Raw genomic sequence first — 10,929 nt, 5'->3', positions numbered from 1 at the left:
CCTCCTTAATAAACAAAAAAGGAGATGTCTTTATGTCAGGTTGTGAATCAAGTTGTAATGACGGCATTGGATTTGGTGGAGGTTTCGCCTTTATTGTCGTTTTGTTTATACTCTTAATCATTGTTGGAGCTAGCTGTTTCGGTGGCGGTTTCTGTTAGAGAAATAGTATAAAAAATGCTGACCTTTATTGGTCGGCCTTTTTTATTTATTCCGCCCCCATTAGTTACATAAGAAAATCAGCAACATCCTTTAACAGAGCCTAAAATAAAAGCCACCCGATGGGCAGTTTATTTTAGTCCATTCTTTTTCAAGATTACTTCTTGTTTTTGAGCTTTCTTAGTTAATAAATATTGGTTCTTATATACTCAAATACAAAGCAAATCCAAGGGGAACAGCAGCAGTAAGGAAGTTAATAAATGAGTTAATTGTATTTTCATTGAACCATTCAACCTGATAACCGACTGATTGAAAAAATAAAAGCAGTGCCCCGAGAGCACCGCCAATCATTGCTACATATTGTTTTGCCTTATCCATACAAATTCCTCTTTGATTATGTTTCAATTCTTGCTATCGCTAACAATAATTTGTTTAATTTCATTTACATCCTGAGCCAATGTAGGGAACGCTTGAGCTTGTGTTTCAATTACGCCTTGATTCTTTTCGATTACTGCTTGATAATTCGCTTCACGTTCTTTGTTAGTTTTCATTGTTGAGAAAAATAACCATACAAATAAGGCTGCGAATGCACCCTTTTCTAGAATCATATTAACTATTTTGACCCCCTTTCAATGCAAAATAAAAAAAGCCATTCTCTAATTAAGAGAAGACTTGGATATGCTTTGCTGATATCGAATGTGATTGAAAACGGATTGAATATATTTCCCTCACCCTTATTCTGTTGAAAAAAACTTTAATTCTCTAATGCTGTTATTCTTTGTTCCATGCTATTCATTAACGCGGCCATATTCTCAATGGTTTGTTGGCTGATATGAAAAATGTCCTTGATTAATTTTTTTTGATTTTTTCCGGGCATTTATCGGGCAGTTGATAACTTCATTAGATTTTATGAATAAATGCCCGAAATAGAAAAACCCCTGACACCAGAGGTGCCAAGGGTTTGAAAGATTAATACATTGACATATATTGTTCGCGTTCCCATGGGTGAACTTGTGTTCTAAACATATCCCACTCGATTTCTTTTGCTTCGACGAAGTGTTCAAGTAAATGTTCACCTAATGCTTCTTTGATGACTTCATCAGCTTTTAATGTTTCCAATGCAGCATATAAAGTAGCTGGTAGATCAACGATACCTACTTCTTCACGCTCTTCTTTATTCATAACATAGATGTTGCGGTCAACTGGAGCTGGAGGAGTCAAGTCGTTCTTGATACCGTCTAGACCAGCTTTTAGTATAACTGCAAGTGCCAAGTATGGGTTTGCTGCTGGATCGACACTGCGTACCTCTACGCGAGTACTTACTCCGCGTGATGCTGGGATACGGATTAGTGGGCTACGGTTTTTAGCGGACCATGCAACATAACAAGGAGCTTCGTAACCAGGAACTAGACGTTTGTATGAGTTAACAGTTGGGTTTGTTACCGCAGTGAAGCTTGGAGCGTGCTTAATGATACCTGCGATAAATTGCTCAGCTGTTTTACTTAATTCCAATTTACCTTCTTTATCATAAAATGCGTTTTCCTTGCCTTTGAATAGAGAAACGTTACAGTGCATACCAGATCCGTTAACACCGAACAATGGTTTTGGCATGAATGTCGCGTGTAAACCATGTTTGCGGGCAATCGTTTTAACAACCAATTTAAATGTTTGGATGTTATCGCAAGCTGAAACTGCATCTGCATATTTAAAGTCAATTTCATGTTGTCCTGGAGCTACTTCATGGTGGGATGCTTCGATTTCAAATCCCATTTCTTCAAGCTCAAGAACGATATCGCGACGGCAGTTTTCTCCTAGGTCAGTAGGTGCAAGGTCAAAGTATCCGCCTTTATCGTTCAATTCTAGAGTCGGCTCGCCTGCTGCATCCAGTTTGAATAGGAAGAATTCAGGTTCAGGTCCAAGATTGAAATCTGTGAAGCCCATTTCCCTAGCTTCTGCAAGAACACGTTTCAGGTTTGCACGTGGATCTCCATCAAAAGGTGTTCCATCCGTATTGTAAATATCACAGATTAACCGTGCGACTTTACCTTTTTCGGAAGTCCAAGGGAAGATAACCCATGTATTTAAATCAGGATATAGGTACATATCAGACTCTTCAATACGTACGAAGCCTTCAATGGAAGATCCGTCAAACATCATTTTATTATCAAGTGCTTTTTCTAATTGACTGACTGGGATTTCAACGTTTTTAATTGTCCCTAAAATGTCAGTGAATTGTAAACGAATGTACTTAACATTTTCTTCTTTCGCTAAACGAGTGATGTCTTCACGTGTGAACTTTGTCAATTTCTTTTCCCCCTAATAATCATTCATAAATCATATTTTTATTGGAAAAAACGGGACATATCCCCTTGTCGAAGAGATGTTCGATGCTTGCTTCCTTGTAAAAGCTCGGTACGCAGAAGCTTGCGAAGCTCCTCGTCACTAAGGTCCTGTCTTATCTTTTCCGCTTGTTCTAATTCTTGAGTTTTAGGTAAATTCTGTTCCTTTACAGTGAAAATCTTTTTGATGCCGGCCAGATTGACTCCTTGTTCGATTAAGTCTTTAATCTCAAGCAGTCGATCGATATCGTTTAATGAGAAAACCCGACGATTTCCATCTGTTCTCATAGGAGTAATAAGTTGATGCTCTTCGTAATATCGAATTTGGCGTGCAGACAACTCAGTTAGCTGCATGACGATTCCGATGGAAAAAAGAGGCATCGAACGCCGAATGTTGTTGCCGCTCATTCTTAGCATCCTCCTTTTGTTTATCTAAAATTATCTTATATCATGTTATTAAACTTGTCAATATGATGTTACATTTTATAACATGATTCTTTCAGAAAAATTAAATGATTTGTTCTACTCAAATATTATGACTATTGCTTTTGCGGGAATCCAATTGTATTTGGATTCCCATAACATTCCTAACTTAATTTCGTTTACAATTGAATCAGCTTTTTGTCCATTAGCGCATTCACTGCAGTCAATACAGCTACTTTAACATGGGCGTATGTCAAGCCGCCTTGAACGTAGGCAACATATGGAGCCCTTGTCGGACCATCTGCCGTAAGTTCAATGCTGGCCCCTTGTATAAAGGTACCCGCAGCCATGATTACATCGTCTTCATATCCTGGCATATAGGCAGGATATGGGGTCACATGTGAATTGATTGGTGAGGCATATTGGATGGCCTGACAGAAGGCAACCATCTTATCCCGGTCATTAAATTGGACGGATTGAATCAAGTCAGTTCGCTTCGCATCCCATTTAGGAGATGTATTCATACCGAGTTTTTCTAAAAAGGCAGCTGTGAAAATGGCTCCTTTAACAGCTTGGCCCACGACATGTGGTGCAAGGAAGAATCCTTGGTACATTTCCTGCAGACTATAAAGCGACGCACCTGCTTCAGCCCCAATTCCTGGTGATGTTAACCTATAGGAGCAAGCTTCAACCAGGTCCTTTTTACCAACAATGTATCCTCCGGTCTTCACTATCCCGCCACCGGGGTTTTTAATGAGTGAACCTGCCATTAAATCCGCTCCGACGTGACATGGTTCTTGCGTCTCGACAAACTCTCCATAACAATTGTCCACGAATACGACGATTTCAGGGTTAATGTCTTTTACAAAAGAAATCATTTCCCTTATTTCATCAATCGTAAAGGAAGGACGTGTAGCATACCCTTTTGATCGTTGTATACCGATCATCTTCGTATTTGGTTGGATGGCTTGTTTGACGGCTTCGAAATCAACGGTGCCAGTTTCCCCTAATGGAACGGCCTTATAGCTGATCTGAAAATCACGCAAAGATCCGATACCCGAACCCCGGATACCTACAATTTCCTCCAAAGTGTCATACGGCTTTCCAGTTATGTATAACAATTCATCCCCTGGGCGCAATATGCCGAAAAGAGCGGTGGAGATGGCGTGTGTGCCTGAAATAATTTGGGGGCGCACCAATCCAGCTTCCGCTCCAAATACATCTGCATATATCAATTCCAGCGTATCGCGGCCCATATCGTCGTATCCATACCCTGTTGTCGGGATGAAATGGGAATCACTCACTCTATGTGCTTGATAACTTTGTAATACGCGGAATTGGTTTTCCTCAATTCGTTCGTCCACTTGCTTATGTAACGGAGAAATCATTGCTTCCACTTCCTCGGCAATGTTTTTCAACACTTCTCCATTAGTTAACTGCTGATACATCAAAATTCCCCTTTATAATGAATATTTCTCCAGCTGCCCGGTTATTGGATGATCAGCTAGACAAAAACCTTTGCATTCATACCTTTCCGATTCTTCATTAAAGGAGAGAGTGCGCAATATGGTTTCATTTTTCAGCTGTGATAATAATTTACCCTCACTCGACGGCAGGAAAACATGATACGGGACCATTTCTTCAATCACGTACTTTTCAATTTCTTCCATGATTTGATTCAAGTCCGATTTTTCATAGGCACTGATCATCAATGAAGCACGACTTGCTGACCTGACAAAATCAGTGTGAATCTTATCTTTCTTATTATACAACGTTAGCTGTGGAATGGAAGGGACATCTAAGTCATTTAGCAAATCCTGAACCGTTTTCTGATGATTAAAGTAATCTGTACTTGAGGAATCGACCACATGGAGCAACAGATCCGCTTCTTTCACTTCTTCAAGGGTAGAACGGAATGCGGCAATTAAAGATGTCGGCAAATCTTGTATGAATCCAACAGTATCCGTCAGCAGCACGGTAAATCCGCTAGGAAGAACCGCCTTTCGTGTCATGGGATCCAATGTAGCGAACAATTGGTTCTCTTCGTATGAATCCGCCTCTGTCAAACGGTTGAACAGCGTTGATTTACCTGCATTCGTGTATCCTACAAGTGCTATTTGAAAGGTCTTATTACGTTTCCTTCTATCGCGATAGCGTTCACGATGCTTCACTATTCCACTTAATTGCTGCTTGATTTCATCTATTTTCCCACGGATGTGGCGTCGGTCGCTTTCCAGCTTCGTCTCCCCTGGTCCCCTGGTGCCGATTCCGCCTCCTAGCCTGGACATCGCCGTCCCCTGTCCGACCAAACGCGGCAATAAATATTGGAGCTGGGCAAGTTCAACTTGCAGCTTCCCTTCTCTGGATCGCGCCCGCTGAGCAAAAATATCCAATATTAGCTGTGTCCGGTCAATGATCCTTGCCTCCAATTGTTTCGAAAGGTTCCGAATCTGGCTCGGGGATAGTTCATCATTAAAGATAAATAAATCCGGCTCCAGCTCCTCTTCCAGATTCCGAAGTTCCTCCACTTTTGCTTTTCCTATATATGTAGCGGGATCAACACTTTCCCTTTTCTGGGAAATGGTCATTAAAACTTCACCATTCGCCGTCTTCGCCAAAGAAGCCAATTCATCGAGTGAATATTCAAAACGTTCATTAGCCTCAGTTGTTTGACACCCAATCAACACGGCCGTTTCCTTTTTTGTTTCTTCCAAATCACAAGCACCACTTTCTGGTAGATTTCTGTTAATCATAACAAAAAAATCGAATATATAAAAATTCCCTCAAAACGAAGCTTTTAACCGTTTTAAAAATTCCGATAACATGCTAAAATCAAATTTGGCTTTACCATTAAAATCGAAAAGACATAGAGGGACATTCATATGACATGGGAAGTATTAAGCTTAATAGGTACGATTGCATTCGCTATTAGCGGAACCATCATCGCCATGGAAGAAGAGTATGATATTTTGGGAGTTTATATTTTGGGAATCATAACCGCCTTTGGCGGAGGGGCAATGCGCAATCTATTGATCGGTGTCCCCGTTTCAGCGTTATGGGATCAAAGTTTCTATTTTGTCATCGCTTTAGTATCCATCACCATCGTTTTTGTTTTTCCTACAAACCTTTCAAAGCACTGGGACAGATGGGGAAACCTTAGTGATGCCATTGGCCTTTCAGCCTTTGCCATCCAAGGGGCGATGTATGCTGTGGAACTTAATCACCCAATAAGCGCCATCATTGTATCAGCTGCATTAACCGGATGCGGCGGCGGGATAATCCGTGACGTGTTAGCTGGAAGAAAGCCATTGGTCTTCAGAAAAGAAATCTACGTAGTATGGGCCATCATTGCAGGCTTGGCTCTAGGCAGTGGTGTATTATCCCAGTCATGGCAGCTTTATTCGCTCTTTGCCGTCATCACGATATTGCGAGTCCTATCTTACACCAACAATTGGCATCTTCCCAATAAGAAATGGGTGCCTAAAACATAAATTTGAAAAGCCCGCCATCTTGGTGGGCTTTTCCATGTCATTCTTTCTCATCATCATCGAAAATCAAATCTTGGCTTGTCAGCGTCAGTAAATCGGATTTTTCAAATGAATCTTCCAGTAAAAGCCTCATTGCCTGCGCCCTGATAGACTTTTCAAGTACATTGCGGATATAACGTCCGTTGGAAAATGAAATAGGTCCCCGGAATGAACGCAATATGATTAAATGTTCTTTTAATTTTCTTTCGGCATCCCGATTCATTAGATACTCCTTTTCCTGCAGCATCCGATCGGCTATTTCCATTAACTGTTCAATCGTATAATCCGGAAAATCAATCACAAGCGGGAACCTGGAATGAAGACCAGGATTAAGGCTGAGGAAATAATCCATTTCCCTCGAATATCCTGCAAGGATCAAAATGAATTCGTGCTGCCGATCCTCCATATGCTTGACTAGGGTATCTATGGCTTCTTTTCCAAAATCTTTTTCGCCGCCTCTTCCCAAGGAATAGGCTTCATCAATAAATAGGATCCCGCCAATGGCCTTTTTAATTAGATCCCTAGTTTTTTGGGCAGTATGACCAATGTATTCCCCGACTAAATCTGCCCTCTCCGCCTCAATTAAATGCCCTTTCGAAAGGACATTCATTTTTTGAAACAACTTACCGATTAAACGTGCAACCGTTGTTTTCCCTGTTCCGGGATTTCCTTTAAACATCATATGCAGTGCTTGCCTGCCAGTTTTCAACCCCTTTGCCTCACGCTGTTTATTGATGTAAATCCAGGCATATATCTCTTTTATCATCCGTTTCATTTCTTCCATTCCAACCAGCGCTTTCAGTTCATCTTCAATCTCTTTCAATGCCACATGCTGGTGGGGGATTTCCTGTACCAAAATTTCTTTTATCGGCAGATCCTTTTGTAGCGCTTTTCTATTTTCCGCGTTAAACACAATATTGATTTGCCCGTTATTTTTCATACGGATCGGTTGTTCCAATGCATTCACCTCTCCATCTTGGACCCTAACTCTAACACCACAATTTTCAATTTATGATGGTCATAGGCATATATTGCCTAGCCAAAACTACCCCATCGGAAAATTCGTTTATTTCTTTTCGAGAATAAGCCCCATTCCTACCTGATAAGAAGCTTACTCTGACAGGATTATTTCCTCGGAGGATACGTTTCGACAAACTCCATTTCCGTTCACCATTTTATTAGGGGTAATGTCATTTCCTGCGGTTTCCCGGAAAATAATCCGTTCCTTAATATATATTCAAATCAGGTACGTAAAATTATCGATTCTTTGAAAAAGAACAGAGAAGTCCATGCAAAAAAAACAGGTCGCTATAAGCTAAACCTGTTTTTTACATTCATATATATGATTATTCCTTCACTTCGTAATCAATCTGAACATTACGTTGTGGAGCAAATGTAGAGATCGCATGTTTATAGACTAATTGTTGTTTGCCCTCTGATTCAAATAAAACGGTAAAATTATCGAACCCTTTCACTTGTCCTCTAATCTGGAAACCGTTTAGTAAAAACACCGTCACATACGTACCATCTTTACGTAATTGATTAAGAAACTGATCTTGAATATTTACTGATTGTTTCATGTATTAGTCCTCCTCTTTTCTCTCTAAATTTATGTATTCGCCTTCACTGAAAAGCTTTCCTGCTACAAATCCAGATATTTCATGTATTTTTTTTGGAAAACCCTTGAGATCGGTCATATCAAACCAAATTACATCCATTTTATTCCGAAACCAGGTCAATTGCCTTTTTGCATATCGACGGGAGTTTTGCTTCAATGTCTCAACTGCTTCATCCAAAGAAGCCCTACCATCAAAAAAATCATAGATTTCTTTATATCCTATAGCCTGGATTGATTGGCAATCCCTCAAACCTTTTTCATAAAATGACTCTACCTCTTGAATCAGCCCTTCTTCCACCATGCCACCAACACGTTGATCGATGCGTTGATATAACCTTTCACGTTCCATAGTCAATCCAATGATGCACGTATCATATTTCAATTCTGTAGGCTGTTCATTCAACTGCTCACTCATTGTTTTACCAGTACAATGAAAAATCTCTAGTGCCCTGATCACCCTTCTTACATTATTAGGATGAATCCGATTCGCGCTTTCCGGGTCAACACTGCGTAATTGTTCAAAAATGGGATCAATCCCCAACTCCCTAACCTGTTTTTCGAGTCCCTCCCTATAAACAGGGTCGGATGGCGCCTCCGAAAATTGATAATCATAAATGACCGATTGTATATATAATCCTGTTCCACCCACGATAATGGGAAGTTTACCCCTGCTTTGGATCTCCTTGATACAAGCATTAGCCCGTTCCTGGAACTCCGCCGCACTAAATGACTCATCAGGGTCTTTAATATCAAGTAAATAATGAGGAATTCCCTCTGTTTCTTCCCTTTTGATTTTTGCAGTCCCAATATCCATCCCCTTATAAACCTGCATGGAATCCCCGCTAATAATTTCACCATTAAATAACTTTGCCATCTCAATACTCATCTTCGTCTTCCCAACAGCAGTCGGTCCAATGATAACGAGAAGTTTTCCTTTTTGTTTTTTCACAATCTCACTGCCTTAAATGATTTTTCCCTATCTTATCATAATCTCGATGAAAGCAGCTAAACATCTACCCATTATGCCCAATTCAGGTACTTTTATTCAACTTTTTCCCCCTATTAATCGTCATAGTTATATCTCTCAGATTGTCAGAGTGTAGAATTGCCGAAAATACATTTGAGGCTCACAGATCCATTGCCCCTCCCCTGGCAGAAGGAGCTATAATCCAGTTAATGGAATCGCAAAAAAAAGGTATGATTCCTTCTGCATTTGAGGAATCATACCTTTTTTTCTATTGTCTTTAGATCAATTTAGCCGATTTTTCCATTTACGGGTATGATCATCGTAACGGTTGTTGCTTTTACTGAGGATTGTACATGAATCTCTCCATCATATCTGTTCACTAAGTCTTTAACGATGAACAATCCTTGTCCGCGAACTTTTCCCTTTTGTGCCTTTTTGGTTGAAAATCCGCTGTTGAATATATTCTCCAAATCTAATTCCGAAATCATTGGTCCGGTATTCGTGACCATAAACGTATACTTTTCACCATCAGCTTTGCAGGAAATATTCATTCGGCGTTCTTGCTCTGGCAATTCAATTGTTGCCTCAATAGCATTGTCGATAACATTTGATAATAATTTAATCAAATCGATTGTTCTAATTCGATTGAAGGATTCGAATGAAACATCAACCTCTATATCAATGTTATAATTCTGGGCCGAGAGCCTTTTTGTCTCTAACAGAACAGATAAGCCCGGGTGAGTCACATCCAATTGCATCGATTCAATTGAATGCACTTCTTTTGAAAGACCGGTTAAGTATTCGAGTGCTTTTGCATTCTCCTCTAATTTAAGCAGTCCATGTATAACTTGAATATGATTGGAAAAATCATGCCTCAATGAGCGGACTGAAGCAATGAGCGATTGAAATTCCGATTGATACGTATCTTCCGTATCCCCCACTTCACGTGTCAGTTCCTTTTGATACCATTTTTGAATGACAAAAAAGGTAACCAGCAGCATGATAACAAATCCACCATTATAGACAAGAATGGCAATGCTGCTTTTCAATACCTTGCCGTTAATGGCATTAATATCTTCTGCGCTCACATCAATGCCCAAAAAACCAATTATGTCGCCATCTTTATTTTTCATTGGCACTCCCACAGTCAAATATTCACCATACTCCGGATCTTCTAGAATCCCGGTAATGAAGCTTCTGCCTTCATACCCCCGTTTGACCTGCTCCGGCGGAACAGTACATGCACCACCGATAGGAAAATCCCCTTTATGATCTTTAGAAAACCCAGTAATCATAGCCTTAGATACTTCCGGATTATCAATCATGATGGTATAAACATATAGCGCTCCTATTTTTTCACGGGCATCCTCTAAGTAAGTTTTTATATCCTTATATTCCCGGCTGTTTACTTGGTTATTAAGAAATCGCTGATAGGCCTCTATATCCATCGAGTCGGCAATAGATCTAGCAGCTACCAAGTTTTGATTAGCAACGGATTTTTGGACAGAATTTTTAATGCTTAAATATGTTGAAAACATATTTAGAAAAATGAAAACAATCAATAAAAGAATGGTCAAATAAAGAAATGCCCTTAACTTTTTATTTTTCATAGGATTAAACTTACCTCATCTCTAGCAGCTAAAAGTTAACGAACCTATTCTGAGTTTACTATATAAAGGGACAAAGAAATAGAGAAAAATCTAATATTCTCTATAATTCCAGGTATATAATACTATAATTTATCAAGTAATTAACAGATTACCCACTAACTTTCGACCATTTAACTTTTTCATATCTTAACTGCATTGAATCAATTAATAATTTTTTCTAATAAATCATATCATTTCCAGTAAATAATTATACTTATATAGTAATTTAACGATGTTGGGTTTGGTAGCC

The 10,929-nt window shown here is 39.6% G+C and carries 12 protein-coding genes; 2 read left to right on the top strand and 10 right to left on the bottom strand.

Annotated features, from left to right (window positions below; translation table 11 throughout):
* Nucleotides 1-32: 32 nt before the first annotated feature.
* Nucleotides 33-158, top strand: a complete 126-nt coding sequence (locus ACFVSH_RS18215) for a YjcZ family sporulation protein (protein ID WP_387707191.1) — start codon at nucleotides 33-35, stop codon at nucleotides 156-158.
* Nucleotides 159-357: 199 nt separating this feature from the next.
* Here the strand turns inward: ACFVSH_RS18215 and ACFVSH_RS18210 are convergent, their stop codons facing one another.
* The 6 genes from ACFVSH_RS18210 to hflX all read right to left on the bottom strand — a co-directional run bounded on the left by ACFVSH_RS18210 (nucleotide 358) and on the right by hflX (nucleotide 5,632).
* On the bottom strand, nucleotides 358-534 hold the full coding sequence (locus ACFVSH_RS18210) for a hypothetical protein (protein ID WP_387707187.1): 177 nt from the start codon (nucleotides 532-534) through the stop codon (nucleotides 358-360).
* 23 nt (nucleotides 535-557) lie between these two features.
* Complete coding sequence (locus ACFVSH_RS18205) at nucleotides 558-764, bottom strand: BhlA/UviB family holin-like peptide (RefSeq protein ID WP_387707186.1); 207 nt, start codon at nucleotides 762-764, stop codon at nucleotides 558-560.
* A 361-nt stretch (nucleotides 765-1,125) separates the two neighbouring features.
* Entirely contained in the window at nucleotides 1,126-2,460 is a 1,335-nt protein-coding gene (glnA, locus tag ACFVSH_RS18200) for a type I glutamate--ammonia ligase (RefSeq protein ID WP_192204118.1), read from the bottom strand.
* 38 nt (nucleotides 2,461-2,498) lie between these two features.
* Nucleotides 2,499-2,903: a MerR family transcriptional regulator gene (locus ACFVSH_RS18195; protein ID WP_192204117.1), complete on the bottom strand. Its 405-nt coding sequence runs from the start codon at nucleotides 2,901-2,903 to the stop codon at nucleotides 2,499-2,501.
* 194 nt (nucleotides 2,904-3,097) lie between these two features.
* Entirely contained in the window at nucleotides 3,098-4,366 is a 1,269-nt protein-coding gene (locus ACFVSH_RS18190) for a methionine gamma-lyase family protein (RefSeq protein WP_260288875.1), read from the bottom strand.
* A 12-nt stretch (nucleotides 4,367-4,378) separates the two neighbouring features.
* Nucleotides 4,379-5,632 (bottom strand): GTPase HflX, encoded by a 1,254-nt coding sequence (gene hflX / locus ACFVSH_RS18185; protein WP_387707184.1) that lies wholly within the window; start codon nucleotides 5,630-5,632, stop codon nucleotides 4,379-4,381.
* A 168-nt stretch (nucleotides 5,633-5,800) separates the two neighbouring features.
* Between hflX and ACFVSH_RS18180 the strand changes: the two genes are divergently transcribed.
* Nucleotides 5,801-6,409 carry a trimeric intracellular cation channel family protein gene (locus ACFVSH_RS18180; RefSeq protein WP_387600089.1) on the top strand — a complete coding sequence of 203 codons (609 nt, stop codon included), beginning with the start codon at nucleotides 5,801-5,803 and terminating at the stop codon, nucleotides 6,407-6,409.
* A gap of 37 nt (nucleotides 6,410-6,446) precedes the next feature.
* On the opposite strand, the gene spoVK is transcribed toward ACFVSH_RS18180, so the two are convergent.
* The 4 genes from spoVK to ACFVSH_RS18160 form a co-directional block, all read right to left on the bottom strand.
* The gene (spoVK, locus tag ACFVSH_RS18175; RefSeq protein ID WP_387600086.1) at nucleotides 6,447-7,403 is read right to left on the bottom strand and encodes a stage V sporulation protein K; all 957 of its coding nucleotides are present in this window, start codon (nucleotides 7,401-7,403) and stop codon (nucleotides 6,447-6,449) included.
* A gap of 388 nt (nucleotides 7,404-7,791) precedes the next feature.
* The gene (gene hfq / locus ACFVSH_RS18170) at nucleotides 7,792-8,025 is read right to left on the bottom strand and encodes an RNA chaperone Hfq (protein ID WP_034313436.1); all 234 of its coding nucleotides are present in this window, start codon (nucleotides 8,023-8,025) and stop codon (nucleotides 7,792-7,794) included.
* A gap of 3 nt (nucleotides 8,026-8,028) precedes the next feature.
* On the bottom strand, nucleotides 8,029-9,015 hold the full coding sequence (gene miaA, locus ACFVSH_RS18165) for a tRNA (adenosine(37)-N6)-dimethylallyltransferase MiaA (RefSeq protein ID WP_387707189.1): 987 nt from the start codon (nucleotides 9,013-9,015) through the stop codon (nucleotides 8,029-8,031).
* Nucleotides 9,016-9,317: 302 nt separating this feature from the next.
* Nucleotides 9,318-10,640, bottom strand: coding sequence for a sensor histidine kinase (locus ACFVSH_RS18160; protein ID WP_387707182.1), 1,323 nt, complete (start codon nucleotides 10,638-10,640; stop codon nucleotides 9,318-9,320).
* Between the last annotated feature and the right edge of the window lie 289 nt (nucleotides 10,641-10,929).

It is taken from the genome of Peribacillus sp. NPDC058002 (assembly GCF_042886655.1).
Lineage (GTDB): Bacteria > Bacillota > Bacilli > Bacillales > DSM-1321 > Peribacillus > Peribacillus aracenensis.
Note: the sequence above shows the minus strand (reverse complement) of the source record. Positions and strands in the feature narration are given on the sequence as shown.